This window comes from Bradyrhizobium genomosp. I (2014), from assembly GCF_000261685.1.
Taxonomy (GTDB): domain Bacteria; phylum Pseudomonadota; class Alphaproteobacteria; order Rhizobiales; family Xanthobacteraceae; genus Bradyrhizobium.
This window is the reverse complement of record NZ_AJQE01000278.1, coordinates 1-18,149: the sequence shown is the minus strand read 5'-3', so window position 1 is coordinate 18,149 and position 18,149 is coordinate 1. Positions and strand designations below refer to the sequence as shown.

Annotated in this window: 11 protein-coding genes and 3 pseudogenes; 10 read left to right on the top strand and 4 right to left on the bottom strand. The window is 59.7% G+C overall.

Annotated features, from left to right (window positions below; translation table 11 throughout):
- Window positions 1-438: 438 nt before the first annotated feature.
- The 10 genes and pseudogenes from IC50_RS25755 to IC50_RS25715 all read left to right on the top strand — a co-directional run bounded on the left by IC50_RS25755 (window position 439) and on the right by IC50_RS25715 (window position 12,817).
- Window positions 439-744, top strand: a complete 306-nt coding sequence (locus IC50_RS25755; protein WP_028143491.1) for a multiubiquitin domain-containing protein — start codon at window positions 439-441, stop codon at window positions 742-744.
- On the top strand, window positions 744-1,127 hold the full coding sequence (locus IC50_RS25750; RefSeq protein WP_028143490.1) for an E2/UBC family protein: 384 nt from the start codon (window positions 744-746) through the stop codon (window positions 1,125-1,127). Before IC50_RS25755 ends, IC50_RS25750 begins: the two co-directional genes overlap by 1 nt.
- Window positions 1,124-2,464: a ThiF family adenylyltransferase gene (locus IC50_RS25745; RefSeq protein WP_028143489.1), complete on the top strand. Its 1,341-nt coding sequence runs from the start codon at window positions 1,124-1,126 to the stop codon at window positions 2,462-2,464. The genes IC50_RS25750 and IC50_RS25745 overlap by 4 nt, the downstream gene beginning before the upstream one ends.
- A complete protein-coding gene (locus IC50_RS25740) occupies window positions 2,457-3,938 on the top strand; it encodes a hypothetical protein (protein ID WP_028143488.1) in 1,482 nt (493 codons plus the stop codon). The genes IC50_RS25745 and IC50_RS25740 overlap by 8 nt, the downstream gene beginning before the upstream one ends.
- Window positions 3,935-4,459, top strand: a complete 525-nt coding sequence (locus tag IC50_RS25735; protein ID WP_035711334.1) for a DUF6527 family protein — start codon at window positions 3,935-3,937, stop codon at window positions 4,457-4,459. Before IC50_RS25740 ends, IC50_RS25735 begins: the two co-directional genes overlap by 4 nt.
- 76 nt (window positions 4,460-4,535) lie before the next feature.
- On the top strand, window positions 4,536-4,739 hold the full coding sequence (locus IC50_RS25730) for a hypothetical protein (protein WP_131233130.1): 204 nt from the start codon (window positions 4,536-4,538) through the stop codon (window positions 4,737-4,739).
- A 1,980-nt stretch (window positions 4,740-6,719) separates the two neighbouring features.
- Window positions 6,720-7,271 (top strand): annotated as a pseudogene (locus tag IC50_RS43910) (trehalose-6-phosphate synthase); the annotation flags it as partial.
- Between the two features lie 46 nt (window positions 7,272-7,317).
- Window positions 7,318-8,583, top strand: a complete 1,266-nt coding sequence (locus IC50_RS25725) for an alpha,alpha-trehalose-phosphate synthase (UDP-forming) (RefSeq protein ID WP_244429645.1) — start codon at window positions 7,318-7,320, stop codon at window positions 8,581-8,583.
- 1,162 nt (window positions 8,584-9,745) lie between these two features.
- Entirely contained in the window at window positions 9,746-11,869 is a 2,124-nt protein-coding gene (locus IC50_RS25720) for a prolyl oligopeptidase family serine peptidase (protein ID WP_028143486.1), read from the top strand.
- 741 nt (window positions 11,870-12,610) lie between these two features.
- A complete protein-coding gene (locus tag IC50_RS25715; RefSeq protein ID WP_018645234.1) occupies window positions 12,611-12,817 on the top strand; it encodes a cold-shock protein in 207 nt (68 codons plus the stop codon).
- 376 nt (window positions 12,818-13,193) lie between these two features.
- Here the strand turns inward: IC50_RS25715 and IC50_RS25710 are convergent.
- The 4 genes and pseudogenes from IC50_RS25710 to IC50_RS25695 form a co-directional block, all read right to left on the bottom strand.
- Window positions 13,194-13,388: pseudogene (locus IC50_RS25710) on the bottom strand (IS5/IS1182 family transposase); the annotation flags it as partial.
- Window positions 13,389-13,963: 575 nt separating this feature from the next.
- Window positions 13,964-15,019, bottom strand: a complete 1,056-nt coding sequence (locus IC50_RS25705) for an MFS transporter (protein ID WP_223153711.1) — start codon at window positions 15,017-15,019, stop codon at window positions 13,964-13,966.
- 318 nt (window positions 15,020-15,337) lie between these two features.
- Window positions 15,338-16,350 (bottom strand): annotated as a pseudogene (locus IC50_RS25700) (IS110 family transposase).
- 128 nt (window positions 16,351-16,478) lie between these two features.
- Window positions 16,479-18,035: an ISL3 family transposase gene (locus IC50_RS25695; protein ID WP_018645229.1), complete on the bottom strand. Its 1,557-nt coding sequence runs from the start codon at window positions 18,033-18,035 to the stop codon at window positions 16,479-16,481.
- Window positions 18,036-18,149 lie beyond the last annotated feature (114 nt).

Here is an 18,149-nt window from a genome sequence, read left to right as displayed (position 1 = left end):
GCGGCCCGCTGCCGCCAAAGGTTCGATCATCTCGCCAGTTTTGGGCTGCAGCCGAGGCCGCCTCTCCCGACCCGGATCCGCCGGCTGCATTTGAATGAGCTCGGGCGCCCGGACAAGTGCATGCACCATGGCGAAAGCCAACGTTCTAGCCGCGGCGCTTTTTGGAGGTGAGCCCTGTTTCTTCGGCTTCAGGTGCAGGCCACTTGGGCAGTGTGACCTTGGGTTGTCGGAAAACTCATCACGGCGTTCGATTCGCGCGCCATCAGAACCGACCCGGCCGACCCCAAAGAGCGCGGATCCTGAGCCCTTCAGCCTCTCTCCTGCGCCGTTCGGCGTGGATCGGTCGCATTTCGAAGGAAATCACCGACCTTGTTCGTATAACAACGCCCTGAGACGCGGGCCGGGAGCCCGCATCGTGTGATTTGCAGCAGCTCGCACGTGTTCGGCCGTGAAGCCGCGCTGGGCGACGACAATAGAGGCGAACAGATGGGTGACAAGCAGAACGCACACCAAGAGACGTACTTCTTCTTTGTCGGCGGCAAGAAGTATGAGACCGACCAGCCGGCGCTGACAGGGCTGCAAATTAAGGCGCGCGTTGCCGACTGGGACTCCTCTCATGATCTCGTTCTCGAGGGGCACGGAAACGATCCCGATCGCATTATCGGAGATGACGAACGAGTGTCGTTAGACAAGGACAAAGGTCCGCTTCGCTTCTCGTCGGCCCCGAAGGCGAACTTCGGCTGATGGGCGGCCCCGCTGAAGTCCAGATCGAGGATCTGCGCAGGCGCTGGCCGGATGTGCGTACGCAAACACTGCCGAGCGGTGCAATCCTGGTGACGATCAGTTCGATCTCGCTGCCGCTCGGCTGGAGCCGGGCTGCGACTTCGATCCGCTTTCTGGTTCCGACCGGCTACCCCTTTGCCGCACCCGACTGCTTCTGGGCGGACACCGATCTGATGCTCGAGGGTGGACGCATGCCGTGCAATGCCGGCAACAACAACATTATCCCGGAGACCGCGCAGCCTGGACTCTGGTTCTCTTGGCATGTCCAAGCATGGAATCCCAACCGCGACACGCTCTCAAGCTGGATGAACACCATCGCCGATCGCCTGAGGCGACTGCAATGAGCGGACTGCGTTTTTCCTGGCCGGCGTATCGCCGGGCCTCGGCCGACCTGCTGGCCTCAGCGCCATTCGAGAGCTGCGGGGTGGCCTATTCGGTGCACGATCCGCACACCGATACATGGTTGGTGGACGACGTAGAGACCGTGGCCGATTCGGCTTACGAGCATCGCGATGAGGTGTCGGCAACGCTTCGATCTGCATTCATCGTCGAAGTCGCCAACCGTGCCCGCGCGCTGGGACGAAGCGTCGTGCTGGTGCATACGCATCCGTCCGAACCGAGCCATCCACGATTTTCCGCAGTCGACGATGCGGGCGAGGTCGCATTGGCCGGCTATCTGCGTCGCCGCGCGCCTCAAGGCGAACACCTGGCGCTCGTATTGAGTCCGGCGGGCTGCCGAGCCCGGCGGGTCGGCACGGCCCAGGAGGTGCCGGTCTGGCAGGTAGGCGAGCGACTGGTCCTGCTGTCGTCCGACAAATCCACCGAAGGCGGCAATGTCCGATACGATCGCCAGGTGCGCGCCTTCGGTGCCGATGGTCAGCGGGCAATCTCGTCACTGAAGGTGGGGGTCGTCGGGGTCGGTGGCACTGGGTCAGTGCTGCTCCAACAGCTTACTCGCCTCGGCGTTCGCGATTTCGTGCTGATCGATCCTGACGTGGTCGAAACCACGAACCTCAACCGCTTGGCCGGAGCCGGTCCCGGTGACGTGGGCACGAGCAAGATCGCTGTCGCAGAAAGGGAGATACTCGCGTGTTCCCCGGCCTCGCGGGTGCGGGGACTGAGAGCCGATGTAGTCGACGCGAACATCGCGGCGGAGCTTGTCGGCCTCGACTTCGTCTTCGTCTGCACTGATTCCCATGCGAGCAGGACAGTGGTCTGCCACATCGCCTACCAATACCTGGTGCCCACAATCGACATGGGCACGAGCATTACCGTCCGGGAGAGCGCAGTCACCCACATCACCGGGCGCGTGCAAATGTTGGCTCCTGAGTTGCCATGTCTCACATGCACGGGCGCGCTAGACGCAAATCAGATCCGACGCGAGATGATGAGCCCGGAACGCCGCGCGTCCGATCCCTATCTGGTGGGGGACTACGAGCCTCAACCGGCCGTCATGTCAATCAACACGACGATGGCGTCGCTGGCGGCCACCATGTTCATGGCTGCCGCGACCTCGATGCCCGGCCATGCTCGATTCCAGCTTTACGACGGTGTCAGAGGCGCGGTGCGACCGACGCAAGCAAGAAGAGTCGAGGATTGCATCGTCTGTTCGCGCCGCGGCGCTCTCGCCAAAGGGCCCTCGTGGCCCCTTCCGGTACGGCCGAGGGCGAACAATGGCTGAGGCGCGACCCGAAGTGCTGTGGTTCGGTACGCCGCCGCCGCCCGAAACCAAGCGAGAGTTCGTGCAACGGAACCTGCACCTGCTGTGCTGCGCCTCGGCGGATGGCGTGGATACCTCAAACGCCTGCGCCGCCGTGTTTCAGTTCGGCTCTGACATGCCGGAACACGTAGTGAGGGCCGCCGACGTCCATGTGAGAACCCTTATCGACAGCGGTTTGCGGGTCGATCTCATCGCAGACGACGACGAGACCATGGGGCGCGTGCAGGCGTCTACGAAATCCGTCCTGAATGTCGCCGGGGTCGCGGTCCGCACAGATACCGCGGCGCATTCCTTAGCGGAGAGGATCGCAAGGCATGACGCCGGTCAGAGGCCGCGCGCAGACCTCAAGATCGAAGTCGCGGGCGACCGCGAACCCTTGCGCGAGGCCGACAAGATACTCTTTAAGCGCGCCTTCGCGCACTGCAGTCGGATCGTGCTGGAGGAACTCACGGGAGGCCTGTCACAAGCTCGCGTATTCGCCGTTCACATGACCGTTCATACGTCCAATGCTGGAGCATGGCCGCAGCCTGATTTCGCCAAACTGGATCGGCGCAACAAGATCGACCAAGAATACCGGAACTATCGCGAATACGCGGATCGATATATTCCTTTCGGCCTGAGACCGAATATTCACGATCCGGTATTCGGCGCGGAACGCGGTCTGTTGGTCGGAAGTTTCGTCGACAGATCCGAATCCTTATGGAATTTAGCGCGCCGAAATCTCGCGGCTCGGGCCGTGACGTCGCTGATCGAAGAGACCCTTGGCGGCTGGCGTGATCAAGCATACGGCAAGGATCCGGACGAGGGCTCAGTTGTCCAAGCTATGATAGACGCCGGTATACTGCGTCCTTGCGAGCTGAAGTCGCGCTATGTTGAAGATGCTTTCCACTTTGGTATTACGGCGAAGCCGGACATCATTCTTGATCAGTTAGGCAAACTGCGCCAGCGCTACCGCAGTGCGCCGGCGCATGGCGATCTCCATGGGGAAAACGTACGCGTGCGCAACGACCATGCGATTGTGATCGACCTTGCGTCGGTTGTCCGCTCCGCTCCCCTGACGGCGGATCTGGCGGCGTTGGAGACCTGGCTTGCCTTTCAAATGCCACCGGAGTGCAACCCTCAGGTATATGAAGATGCCATCTCTGCCATCTGGGCGGCTGAGATTGATCGTCTTTACGCTCCGTCATCGTTCTTGCATCCTCCCGGGCCCTGTGATCCTGCCAGCAAATTCTGCTGGATGTCCAGCGTGGTGCGACAGCTCAGGCGGATGGGAATCGCAGTACAATCGTGTTCCACTGAATATCAGGCCGCGGTCGCCGTTCAACTCCTCAGGCGCTGTCAATGGGATGACGGTCCTGCTGCCGACCGCTTTAGGCGTACAAAAGGATACGCCGTCGCCGCCCAATTGGCGCGCGACCTGGCGAGCAAGACATGAGCATGGTTGCGAGGAAGGTGAACCTGCTCGGTTTTGCGGAGCACCGCGATGAGGGAGAAAGAATGCTTGCCGCTCCCGGCGATGCGGTGGTCATCCAGCGAGGCGCGCTACGCTCGGTCCTCATGCGCTGTCCGGACGGATGCGGTGAAACGCTCGTTGTCAATCTCGATCCACGCGTAGGAAAGTCTTGGAGATTGGATATGCGGACCGACAAGCCAACCCTCTATCCATCGGTTTGGCGAGACGGAGGATGCGGTAGTCATTTTATAATCTGGCGCGGCCAGCTCCTCTGGTGTGACCGCTTTGAAGAAGGTAACGTCGAGCCCAACTTCGACCTCGTCGCGCTCGGGCGGCGCGTTCTGAAGTCGCTGCGAAGACGCGAACTGCGTAGCGCCGAGGAGATCGCTGCTGACCTCGACGAGATTACATGGGAAGTGTCAAGGGCAGGACAGATGCTCGTGCGACGCAAATTGGCTCTTTGTGGATCTGGTAGACAGAGGGATTGGTTCGCGCTGGCGTAGGCTAGAACCAGAATTCCCGGCCTGAGTTTACTTGCCGGGCGTTGCCCTTCGAGTGCCAGCCGTCTTCGAAAGGGACATGATCCATGCGCTGCGCACCCAAACGATGAAGCGCGCTAGGGCGGTGCTGCGCCGTGGAAAATTTGATGATCAATATACAAGATACGACAGCCCTTGGGTGGTCGAGCGGCCGAACTCGTTGGGGCTAAGGCAGCAGGATCTTGCATTGGTCGCCAACGTTGGCGTGCGTTTCATAGCAAACATTGAGAGCTTGAGAGTGTAGCCAGTGGCACTTAGACTGCTCAAAGTGCTCGGCATATCGCTTAAGTCAACATGGCGCCTACTGCCCTATTTGCTTCATCATCCTCCGGACGATGATAGCAGCACGTTCGATCACGATGACCCAGCACCTCGATAAGAATCTGAGAAAATGCTCTCCGCGTTCGCGGCGTTGGTTAAATCCGCCCGCGGTTGCAGGCTTTCCAGAACACCGAGTTCACGAACTGTCGATGTCGCGCCCAGTGGCTTTCTGACTTCGTTGCGCCCATCCAGCGATCCTGTTCGACCAGAACGCGAGACCGGGTGTCCAGCGTGCCCGCAAATCGGAGGAGCGCATCGCGCGGCTGAACGACGAGGCGTAAGCGTTGCGACACCATAAATTCGTGCGAAGACGGCATCTTGATTGAGCTTAGCCAGCTACTCGCCCGCTGACGAGCGCGCGCAAAGGCGCGGTTTTGCCTCTGAGAGGAGAACCTTTGGGTCGACTTCGTCCTCTAGCTCGATAATGGCCGCAAGAGCTTTCGCTAGCGGCGTTCCTGCTAGCCGTTGATGCAAGCTCGCTAGGTGGCGATTGCCGCTGGTCAGCTTTTCTCCTTCAGAATCGAAACGGTGCTTGCAGTGTACGTTGTTCTCTGCCCCTGCGACTGCAGCTCATTCTTCGTTGGCCGCCCGCCGGAACTCGCGTGCTCCGTCGTCCCTGTCCCCGGAGCTGGGCTCAACTCTAAAAAAATAGCATGCGTTCCGCGCGCCTTGCTCCAAGCTGGATTTGGTCTGCTGGACGACGGGCACTGCGCGTCGACTTTTTGTTCTCTGAATGTGTTGCGTCTCAATCGGCTTGATCGAAGGAGGTGAACGTATTTGGCCGCTTGCCTTCGAAAGGGTCGTCATCATTTGCGCAGCTGAATTGCCCGACGAGGGCAGCTCGTCCGTGTTGCTCAGGTCGTCTGGACTGGCTCATTGTGCCGCGCCGCTTGATGTGCGCGAATGATCGTACTTGTTGCGTCTCCGTCCATTTCGGGTGAACTTTGCAGGGGCCGGACCTCGGAGCCAAGCAAGAAAATGAAATCATGACTGCGATGGTGCATATGCGTCAACTGCGGCCGCTACGGTAAAGCCCGGATCGCCTTTTGTGCGCGGCTCGTTTTGCAGGAGTTAGCCGGGACCGGCATACGCTGTAAGCCTGCTCGTAACCCCATCTTGCTGGAGACGCGAAGCGCTGTCCCCGGCGGCTCGACTTGGCGCGGTGATGTTGCTATCGATTCGTACGGAGTTATTTAACGGCGCACGTCTCCGCTAGATTGGTCAAACGTTCGAGCTACAGTTTCGTTCGTTGGCGCATAGTCGGGAGCCGCCCGAATTTGTTAGTGCCGCCGGCAGATCATTAAGCCGACCACATCGGAGGCATCCTCCTCACTGTGTATGAACAGGGGCATGTCATGGAAGCGGATCGTATCACCACGCACGGCCACAACCTGATAGACCGAATGTTGTGAGGCGCGGTAGTTTGATGCAAGGAGCTTCTTCTGGTTTCTACCTGGTATTCGGATGCGCGCTGGTGCGTTACGGAGGGCCACGCCAGAAGGCCTATGACGGCCGTCTATATCGTGCCGTCGGGATGGCGGAGCGGGGGGGCGATGTTGGCGCGCCGATCTGCGACATCCAGATGATTGACGTACTCGATGGACCTCGTCAATGCGCGCTCGCGCCATTCAAAGGGTGCCGAGCAGGACGGTGACCTCGCCACAGCGCCCGAGTCTTCCTAGCGTCAAATCGATGAAGCCAAACGTCGTCTTGCCTTAATCCGACATCTCGTCGCCTCATCTACCACGACCGCCTTGAAGTCCTGGTTGGATGCGCAATCCGGCCATTTTGCTCGACTGGTCAGCTTCCGGAAAGCTGGACCTGCCATCGTGGCGTAGTGGAGATATCTCGGGGCTGATGTACGACTGCATCGAACGTAAACATCGCCAAAGGGAGCTACGAGATGGTTCGAATCCATGACGCGCTCGACAACGCAACGTTGGATTCCGGCAGCACATCAGGCGCGACCGAGCAAGATGAAACCTTAGGCCAAGCGGCCTTCGACCTGCACCTGGACGAGATACCGTTGGAGCAGATGCAAGAAGGAGGTGTAGGTCCTTCCCATACTGTTGCCTCGGGCGACGTGGAGCATCGCTCAGTAAGCCAGCAACCCGACATGAAGCTGGTCGTCATTTCGAACCGCGGCGCGCCGTTCGACCCCAATAATCCCCATACCGGCGGACTTGCCGCAGCCCTCGAGCCGGTCGTCGAACGTTCCGGCGCGGTCTGGATGTTCTCCTCGGAGAATCGCGGCGACGGGACTGAGCGGCCCCTGCCACTCGTGAAGGCTGGCGAAGGCCATGTGGCCGAACTCGATCTGCCGGCCGCGCACCATCGCGGCTACTATCGAGATTATTCGAATTCAACCTTGTGGCCGGTATTACACTCCCTGTCCGACCGGATGTCGCGCGCGGAAGAGGGATACGACAGCTATCGACAGATGAACAACTTCATCGCGCGTGCGGCGTTCGACTTGCGGGATCGGGACGCATTCTGGGTGCATGATTATTCATTTGCTCCCGCTCGGGGGCGATCTGCACAATCTCGGCATCGAGCGGCCGACCGGCTTCTTTCTGCACACGCCATGGCCGACGCCCGACATGATAGAGCGCGTACCCAATCATCGCGAACTGATGAAGTCGATGCTGGAATACGATCTGCTCGGCTTTCAGACAAACCGGGATCTGGACAATTTCTTGGCCTGCCTGCGAACCTATTTCGGGCTGGAGAGCAAGGATGGCGTCGTGACCACGGAGCGTGGCCAGACGCGAGTTCAAAAATTTCCAATCGGTATCGATCCCAGGCAATTCGCAGAGTATCTTGCGGCAGAGCTCTCGCCCGCAGAGCAAGAAAAAATATCGTCATTATTGCAAAACTTCGAGGGCGCCAAGTTTGCGATCGGCGTAGACCGGCTCGACTACACGAAAGGCATCGACAAACGCGTCGAAGCGTTTGACCAGCTCTTGGCGGGCGAGCCGGGCAGCATCTCGCTGTTGCAGATCGCGCCGTCCTCGCGCGCCGACGTCGACGAGTATCGAAAGTACAAAGAGGACGTGGAGAATGCGATCAACCATGTCAATGCCGAGCATGGCACAGAGGAGTGGAGGCCGATCCACTACACGAATGACCCGTTCAGCCAGGCTGCACTCGCGCGACTTTACCGCGCGGCACATGTAGGTGTCGTCACGCCGCTGCGGGACGGCATGAATCTGGTAGCGAAAGAATATGTTGCTGCCCAAGATCCGAAGGATCCCGGCGTTCTGGTACTATCGAAGTTTGCTGGGGCGGCTGAAGACTTCAACGAGGACGAGGCCCTGCTGGTAGATCCAAACCATCCCGAAGAAATCGCAGACGCTATTTCGAAAGCGGCCAATATGCCGCTTGAGGAGCGTGTCAGGCGCTGGCGGTCGATGATGGATAAGATTGAATCCTATACCATCCACGACTGGTCGGCGGACTACCTCCGGGAGCTGGACAAGAGCCGCATCACCGTTCCGGCTGATCAGTTCCACCACCTCGGTCTCGGCTGGACCAACGAGGCTCAAATGCCCCTGTATCAAAATTATGCCGCGGCGCTCACCGCCTATAACGAGACCGATCCCGCCGATGCAGCTTTGAAGGAGGCTGCCTATGCAGACGTGATGTCGGCCTTTGTGGCTTTAGCGGCTCCACTGAAGCATACACAGGACAGACTCTGGGATCTGCCGGCGCCGACAGCTTCACGCGATGGTCATCGCGGACAAGAGGTCGGAGCCCGCGAGGACTGACCGGGCGAAAAGCATAGCACGGCGGATGACAGGCTTCTGTAGCAGGACGAGGAGCAATCCAGGCTTTGGCGCTGACGCGGTTCTTGTGGGCGGCGTAGGGCCCATGAATCAAGACATCATGCGAGTGGTCCATGATCAGAAGGGGACGATACAGTCAACTCATATTCTATCTCTAAACGACGCTGATGCGAGTGGTGGTGGCGCCGGTCGGCGCGCTGCTGCCGTTGATCGTTCCGCCCCGGAAAGCGGCGCATGCTCTGGGCCGCAACAGCACCGTTACGGAACGGTTCGCAGTGAGGGTTGCACTAGCCTTGAACCAGCCCGGCTGATCCGGCAGCAGCGGGCATTCTCGGATCGAAAATCTCGCCCTTGATCTCGTTTGTGTAATAGGGGGTTCGATGAAGACCACGGCTCGTGCGTGGGTTGCCGCCGGGTGGATCAGGATCGTTTAAAAGCTGGGCCGTAGCTCCCTCAATTGCTGCTGATGCCCAGCTTCATTTCGCCGTTTTACCCGAAGAACCTGATCTGGTGCTTGTACGTGTTGTTGATTGTCGGCTGAATCTTAAGACGTGTTGCAACGTAGGCCGTTTCTGGAGCGCTTTTACTCTCCTCGTCTCGAGCGCAAGCCTCTCGGCAATCAGTCAACGAACCGATCGTTCGGCGTGACTAGTGGGTTTCGCGAGGAAAAGGCTCGTCCAAATCGGCAACGCTTGCAGTCAGCGAGTCGGAGGTCGCCATCCATACCACCCTTGGCGATGCCGGCTTAGCTGCTGATCAATGCACTGCTCTTCGTGGGGATGATGCCCGTCGACAAGTCTGCCCGGTGACCCAGCGAGAAGGAGCAATCTCATATGCGGAGGAAAGCTGCTTCGCTGTGTCCCGGGTCTTTGCCACTGAAGATCAAAAATGCTGGCGCTGTCTGGCAGGCTCTCCGCCGAGACGCTGTGATGTCGCTCGGCGTACCAATGTCGGCAACCGAACATGGTCGTGCAGCCACTAACGGCTGAAACTTGCGACTCTTCAGCCGGCACGCAGCTTGCAATGAACGGCCCGTGACATAGCGCAAGCCGCGCTATGTCACGGGCTTGTGTGCTTTCCGCCGCTTCTGCTTGACCCGCAGGGCCCGCGAGCCTGACCGCTCGACCTCAGCCGGAGCAAATCCATGAATACATTACTCTTCTCCGCCACGCTGCTTTCGATTGCCTGCATCACCTCCACGGCGCTTTCACAGGAGCGAACGGATGCGGCGGTGACTGATGACCCATTCCTTTGGCTCGAGGAGATCGAAGGGCCAAGCGCAGTGGCTTGGGCTCGCGCCGAGAACGAGAAGACGCTCGGGGTGCTCCAGTCAGATCCTCGCTATGGGCACTTCTACGGACAGGCGCTCTCCATCCTGCAGGCCAAGGATCGGATCGCATATGTTTCATTGAAACGGCGCGGCTTGGAGAATTTCTGGCAAGATGAGAACCAGGTGCGCGGCGTCTGGCGACGCACCACGCTCGAGAGCTATCGTAGCAAAGACCCACAGTGGGAAACCATTCTCGACGTGGACGCCTTGGCGGTCGCCGAGAACAGGAATTGGATCTTTCAAGGTAGCAGCTGCCTTCCGCCTGAAGAGCGCCTCTGCCTGATTAGTTTTTCCGATGGCGGCAAGGATGCCGCGTCCATACGAGAATTCGACTGCGACGCCAAGACCTTCGTTGCGGATGGCTTTTATCTCCCAGAGGGCAAGCAGCACGTCAGCTGGGTCGATCGTGACACACTCCTTGTTGCACGTGACTGGGGCGAGGGGACTTTGACGCAAGCCGGCTACCCCTTTGTGGTGAAGGAGCTCAAACGCGCTCAGGCGCTCAGTGAGGCTCGCGAGATCTTTCGTGGCGAGCCCACCGACGTTTCGATGTCCCCCTTCGTGCTTCGTGACAGCGAGGGCAACATTCATGAGACCGGCGCGATCCGCGCAATCAGCTCTTTCGAGTCCGAGTATGTGGTCTTCCGCCCCAATGGGCCCGTCAAGCTCAATCTGCCGAAGAAGGCCGCGATGATCGGTCTAGTGGGTGGTCACCTGCTTGTAAGGCTTGATGAAGATTGGAGGCCGCCAGGCGATATCAGCTTCGCCGCCGGATCGCTGATTTCGTATGATCTGGCCGAATGGAAACAGGATCCGATGCGTGCCAAAGCCTCGCTCGTCTTCCAACCTGGGCCCCGCCAGGCCCTGAGCGGGTTAGGCGCCACAAAGAATTTGTTGATCCTGACGATCCTTGAGAACGTTCAGAGCAGAGCGTTCGCTTATAAGTACGATCACGGAGCTTGGTCCGCGGCGCCCATCCCGCTGCCGGAACATGCAAATGTCAGCCTGTTAGCCACCTCCGATGAAACGGACCGAGCCATGTTCGCGGTCTCGAGCTATCTCAGACCAACCTCAGTCTGGTATTTTGATGTCGAAAGCAAAAGCCTTGAGGAGTTGAAGACGACACCGGCTGCCTTCGATGCGTCCAATCATATCGTGGAGCAGCTCGAAGCCACTTCGCGTGATGGCACGTCAATTCCCTATTTTCTGGTGCGGCCGAAGAACGCAAGATTTGACGGGACGATCCCGACACTTCTTTATGGCTATGGCGGTTTCCAGGCTTCGCTTCTGCCCTCTTATCTGGGACCGGTGGGACGGCTCTGGCTCGAACAGGGCAATGCCTATGTCGTGGCGAACCTGCGTGGGGGCGGCGAGTTTGGCCCACAATGGCATCAAGCGGCCCAGACGGCAACGAAGCAGACGACATGGGATGATTTCATTGCCGTTGCCGAGGACCTGATCCGCCGGAAGATCACAAGTCCGAGCCGGCTCGGAATCATTGGCGGCAGCCAGGGCGGCCTGCTCGTTGGCGCCGCAATCACCCAACGTCCCGAACTCTTCAACGCGGCCATCATCAAGGTGCCGCTGTTTGACATGCTTCGATACACCAAACTGGGCGCAGGCGCCTCCTGGATCGGCGAGTACGGTGACCCTGCCATTGCCGAGCAGCGTGCGTGGATCGAAGGCTACTCGCCCTACCAGAAGCTGATGGCGGGCAAGACTTATCCCGCTCCCCTAATTCTTACCTCCACCAAAGACGACCGCGTGCATCCAGCGCACGGCCGCAAAGCTGCCGCGAAGCTCGCCGCGCTGGGCCAGCCTTACTTCTATTACGAGAACATCGACGGGGGGCACAGCGCCGCCGCCAACCTCAGGGAATATGCGCGTCAACTGGCCCTTGAATACACCTATGCATCGAGGCGGCTTTGTTCTGAGTAAAATTCGGTCAGCGGGCTGAGACCATTGGTTATCTCAACGTATTCACGGTGCTCAGCTGAATTCATCGAACCCAAGGCGAGAGAGCTGATGAGCCGCCGGCAGACGCGATGAAGGTCGTCAGATGCGCAAGTTACCGGTTTGAACAGCCTCCACCGCTGGCGAGCGGGTTTCCTGGCGTTCAACCACAACATGACGAGCGGGCGGTAAGTTGCCAGATGCGCTTCCTTGAGGATTGTCTCGCAGACCCCTGTTCGTCCGACATGGCCGGCGTGCGGCTAATATCTAAACGCGAACAGCTAAAGCGCAGCTCTGGGACTGTCTTCGTGCTTGAGAAAGCATGTCACGTAGCTCAATGCAGGCATGGCGCGGATTGATTATCCTGATCCCAGGCTGCGCGAAGGAGTTCACGGCCGCCCTGTCGTTCAACGACGATCAATCCCATTCGCTTTAGCTCGGCTCCGGATGAGCGCGGCGTGTTCGAGGCTCTGCAACTCTTCTGTAAGCCGCTAGCGCGCGACGAGTGAAGCGAAGGTCAAAACGTCATCCGGATCCTGAAGCCTTGAATCGAAGTGTGGTCGACGTCACGGCGCTTTCTGTCGTTTGCACAATGCGGCCGCAGATAGACCATGCGATAAAAAAACGAGCATGTGACCAGCGCAGCGACGCTGGCGTCTTGCCGACCATCTTGATGGCCGGCAGACTCTTCGCTAGATCACAACGGTTCACTATGGAGATGCCGCCGTGGCAATGGGTATTGTGAAGTGGTTCAACTCGACCAAAGGTTATGGGTTCATCAGGCCTGAGGACGGAGGTCCCGATGTCTTCGTGCACATCGGTGCCGTCGAAAGGGCCGGTTACACCACTCTCGAAGAGGGGGCTCGGGTAAGTTATCAGCTCAAGGCCGGGCGTTCGGGCAAGATGTCAGCTGAGGATCTTCGGGTTGGCTGATCCGACTCGCCTCCGGAAACCGCTCTCTGCAAAGCGTGTTCTCGCACCTGTCCGGCGATGCCTTGTCGGGGCGCGCCGTGCGTTTGGCTTTTCGACGGTCTCTTCCAGTCATGAGCTGTCTCGCAAACCGCATGACAGCGTTGATCTCCCGAGGCCGTCCACCGATCACTGCCGTCAGAGTTACAAGAGTTGCGAGCGGATCGCAGTGTGGGCGTGGCAAGATATTCCTGCGCCCCGAACCGTACGCTCGTGACCAACGCGCCGGGGAAGTGCACGCCGCCGGGCCGGTGCTCCCCTGTCCAGCTCATGAAGGTGCTCGCACAACCGGGTTCGTCCGTTATGGACCATACTGGCCGGCTGCGCTGAGGCAACAGCACGCCCGCAGCAGCTTCTCCGGCGGGATCGACGGCCGCCCAGTCGGCGAATAGAGCGCGGCAAACTCGCGCTCCAGCGTCGACAGCGCCTCGTTCACGATCGTCCGGATCGCTTGCAGCGGATGGTCACGCCGCACCCGAGCCTCGAGATCGACGTAGCTGAACAGCTCGCCCGTTCGATTGTCGCCGCCGCGCACGCATCATTTCCGAATCTCGTCGGAGCCAATGAATCACGGTCGCTGGTCGGCGGCGAGCACGTTTTTCAACTGCCTGCTAGAGGCGTACCTCGCACAAAGACTTTCGAGGATGAACGTTACGCGCGTGAATTGTATTGGGATTGGTCAAACCATCCACTTCGATAGACAGATTGGAGTAAGCGCCAAAGTCACCGCTGCGCGGCCAGTTGCTCCACCAGCTTGTCGCGTGGCCCTGCCGAGCCCGCCCTTGGACGCCTCCGGCTCGGCCTCTCGTGGCTGGAAATGGGGCTCCTCATCCTCGGATGAACCCGCGCGCCACCGTACGCCACCCTCGTAGCCGAGCGACACGGACGCGCCGCCCGCCGCCATATGTGCCGGGTCGAGACCCGTTGTCCCTTCAAGGCGTCCATCTCCGCCTCCAATTGGTTCAAGCGAGCCAGCATCGCCTTGAAGGCGCCAGGGCGGCCCCTTAGAACGCGTGCGGCTTCGATCCAAATGCATAGCACGCTGCGGAAATGCCGTTTGAGGCTTCGTTCTTAATTGTGGGACTGCAATAACTCGATCGTTGAGCGATATCATCTCGGACATGCTGCAGTCGCGGTTTCTGCAGGTGCTGCGTCACGCATGAAGGCAACAGCCAGCCCGATGCCGATGAGACCAATCAGGATCGATGCCGCAGCCAGAGACGGGACGCCGCTAGTCTCGACAAGGATGCCGCCGAGAAAAGCGCTAATGGCGATCCCCGCGAAGGTGGTCGAGCTGTTCATCGCCAGTACCAGCTTCGACCTATCTCCGGCCAGACCGAGAAGACGGTGCTGGATCGGGACGAGATACATGTAGCTCACGTTACCCCAAAAGAAGGCGATGAGCACGGTGAGGGCACCATGCTGTCTGAACGCAACCAAACCTACGAGCAGGATGAGTTGCGCGCCTACAACCGCAATGAGAACTTTATACGGGCCAAAACGGTCAGTCAGAACGCCGCACGCAACGTTTCCCGTCACGGCTCCGAAGCCGTAGGCAAAGAGTGCGGCTGAGAGCAGCGGCACCCCGGCAAGCAGAGAACCGATGATGAATACGCTCACATAGGAGTAAACGATGAACTCGGAAACGACGACGAATAACGTCACGGAAAGGATACCGTAGGTGGCCTTGGAGAGGCCTTTTGAGATCGGGCTGTTTCCGCGCTCCGGCGCCTTGGTAGCTATTCCGGACATCATCGGAGCGAAGATTATCAATGCGAGAAGCCCGGCAATGACGACGAAACCGAATGAGAAGCGCCAGCCGATAGCATCCGCGATCCAGCTTGTGGCAGGAACGCCGGCAACCTGTGAAACAGTCATGCCGCCAAAGATGAGAGACAACGCGAACCCTTTGCGGGCTGGCGGCAGGAGTTCCACGGCCAGCGCGGTAGCCGACGGGGTGAACATCGCCGCGCCGTAGGCCGAAATGACGCGGCCTGCAGCAAGGGTGAGGAAGTTCGGAGCGATCGCGCAGATCAGGTTACCGATGATGAAGATCGAAACGGACAGAATCTGAACATTATGGCCGCTCATGGCCTTGAACATCCAGGCATTCAGCGGCGCGAAGACTGTCATTCGGCCCTTTAATTGCGGATTGTTGTCAATCACCTTTTAAACTTTCCGACGGCACGACGGTAGCGCTCGCGCTGTCGGAGCTGGTCAGGGTTGCGGAGACGGCGCGAGCGCGGCTGATGCGTACTTTGCCGGCCAGGCATTGGATCGCCCGGGCTGGTTATGTCTTCACTGGGGTCACGGTCCTTTCCGAGGTCGCGCAGCGCCTCATGATGATGTCCGGGTCGGACGCCTCAACGTTTGCAGCGGAGTACGGTCGAGCCGCCACCAGCCGAATGAACGAGGTCGCCTCAACACCGTCCCAGCGGGACATCGCCAGTCCGGCAGACCGGACCAGGAACTTGCGAGCAAATATCAGACTGGCTGCGGCTGCCCCCAGTCGAAGGATGTGCCATGATGCAGTGAAGGATGACTGCGATCTTTCGGGCGACAGCGACCTTTGCCTTCCTCATACCGATCCGCTTGGCGAGCTTCATGCCCCAGGCCTTGAGGGAAGACCACTTCTTTGTCCGATAGAGAAGTACGGTGGCGGCCTCAAACAAGTAGGTTCGGAGAAGCCGGTCGCCCCATCGAGATATCTTGCCGTTGATGTCAGTTTCGCCAGATTGGTTGCGCCGAGGTGTAAGGCCGAGGTAGGCGCCGACTGTCAACGCCGACAATGGGTCATCGATCGTATGGCGGAAAGTCAAGGCGGTCACCACGCCGACACCGGGAACGGTCATTAGGCGGCGCGTCGTCTCGTCCGCCTTCGCCAACTGGCGAACTTCGTCGTCGAACTTGTTCTGCTGCTGACAGATATGCTCATGGATCAACAGGAGCGGCGAGATCACGCTAAGGAGTGGATGATTATCGCCCAATAGCTCGCTGACCAGGTTGCGGAACTGCTGGCCGATTGCGCGCGGGAACAGCAAGCCGTATTCTTTGATCAAGCTCCGGACCTGGTTCTCGATGTCTCGGCGCATGGACACGAGCCGGGATCTCGCGACGAGTATCGCGCGGATCTTCTGACTTTCCTCGCTCTTGACCTTGACTTCTCGATACCAACCAACCCGCACCAGTTCGGCCAGACCTCGAGCATCATTCTGATCGCTCTTGTTCATGCGTACGGACAAAGCCGCGTGGGCATGCCGCGCGTCGATGCAAACCACTAGGAGATCGACCCTACGAAGTTCATGCCATAGCCAGCTCGCCATCGCCCCGGTCTCAAATCCGATGCGCTCCGCTTGTGGCGCCCGCTTGCGAAGCAATGCCGCGGGCGCCCCGGGGGCGGACTTTGCCTTTCCTTCGAACAAGATCTGACCCACTTCGTCGACCACACATACCGACGTTTCTTTTTGCGAGACATCCAGCCCAACATATTGCTTCATGGCCCCCTCCGATTCGTGAGATTGCGGGAAGGCTTGAAGATAGCGGACCTTTTTGAGCCGCGGGCGCCGACCGCAATTACGTCATCGTCTGCAAAATTGGCTCTGACGCAGTTTTGGTGCAGCTGGGTTTATTCTGCGCCGATTAGTCTGGCTTGAAGCAGATCGATTTTGCCACGGCCGTACATTTGGCGTCTGACGAGCTTGAGGCGCGTGATCTGCCCCTCAGTCTGTCCGTTGGACCAGGGCGAGGTGATCGCCGCCCGAACCGCCGCTTCATCGTTCGTTACGCCGCGGGCGAACGATGCAACAAGACTGGCGCGAGCGCGCTCGATCCATGGGACGAGGCCCGCCTCGGTCTTGCGTCGGATCATCAGGTGGAATTCGGCGATGATCTCGCGTGCCTCGACCAGGGGTGGCACGCCAGCTTCTACCGCAGCGACGGTCACCGTCTCTGCCTTCGATAGCGTATCCCGTCCGACGGTCATGAGACGAGCGATCGTTCTGGCCGATGGAATCCGATGAAGGGTTTCGACATCAGTCTTTTCGGCCCGCCGTCTACGAGTCGTCCACTCGCCGACAACACGAAGGGAGCCTCGGAAACCGCGCGCCCGTAAGCGGCGCCAAAGTTCAGCGCCGTTTCGGCAACCGGCTGCCCATTGGTCGTCGAGCCATGGCAGGTGCTGATCGAGAGAGCTCTCCCGGGTCCGGAAGACATCATGGCGTTCGCCGCGGATCACCTGTCGCACCAGCCCCCTGCTGTGGCCCGTCTGGCGCACTATCTGCTTGATCGGCGTCCCACCTTTCGACAGGCTCAAGATGGTCGCGTTAGCCTCCTCGCGCCGGAGATAGCCCTCATATTGGAGACGCTCCGCAGCTGTTAGCAGCTCGGGATTGATCGTAGTTGCTCCAATTGCGCTGCGGATCTGGCGCATCGATTTTCGGACGGCATCGAGGTAGGCCCGGCTGGCGTTCTCCATCAAATGCCAACGATCTGCGACCTGTACCGCGTGCGGCAGGGCCTTTGCTGCGGCTTCGCCATATCCTCCGCCGCGGTCGCGGGCGACGATCGCGATCGTGGGATGGGCGGCGAGCCAGGCTTGGGCGGTCGAGGGCTCACGGTCCGGCAGCAGGGTGACCACCCGGCGCCTTTCCAGGTTGCAGATGATGCTGGCGTATCGGTGATTGCGCCGCCAGGCCCAATCATCAATGCCGATAATCCTGAGCGGGTCAGCCGGCGGACGGCTACGGCGTCGAACCACGCGAAGGAGCGTATCCTTGCTCACCGGCAGCATCAGCCGTTTTGCGAAGCCTGCCGCCGGTCGTCCGCCAAGAGCCAGACCGAGGTGATGGACAATGGAGTCCAGCCTCGCCGTGCGTCGCGCTGATGGAGCCGGCACCCCTTCGTCGAAGCGCTCAGTAAAGATTTGGCGCCCGCACAGGACGGCGTCGCAGCGGAAGCGGCGGGCGACCACCAGGAGCTGTACGATCCGCCCCGAAAGCGGGAGGTCAGTCACGCGTCGCCGATACCGGCTATGGACACGCCGAGAAACTGTTCCGCACAAGGGACACAGACCGACGCTTCCGGACGCCCGGATCTCAATCACGGCCTTATCACCTTCGTAGTACGCACTCTCTACAACAAACCCACGCGGCACCAGACTGGAGCGGTGGAGTGCTTGCTGCATGGCGTTGATTCTCCTCCAATCAAAGCGCCACGCATCCCCCAAACTGCATCAAAAGTGAGTCAGAGCCAAATTTACAGGCCGATTGACACTTTGCTGTCCCGACGAATGGCCGAG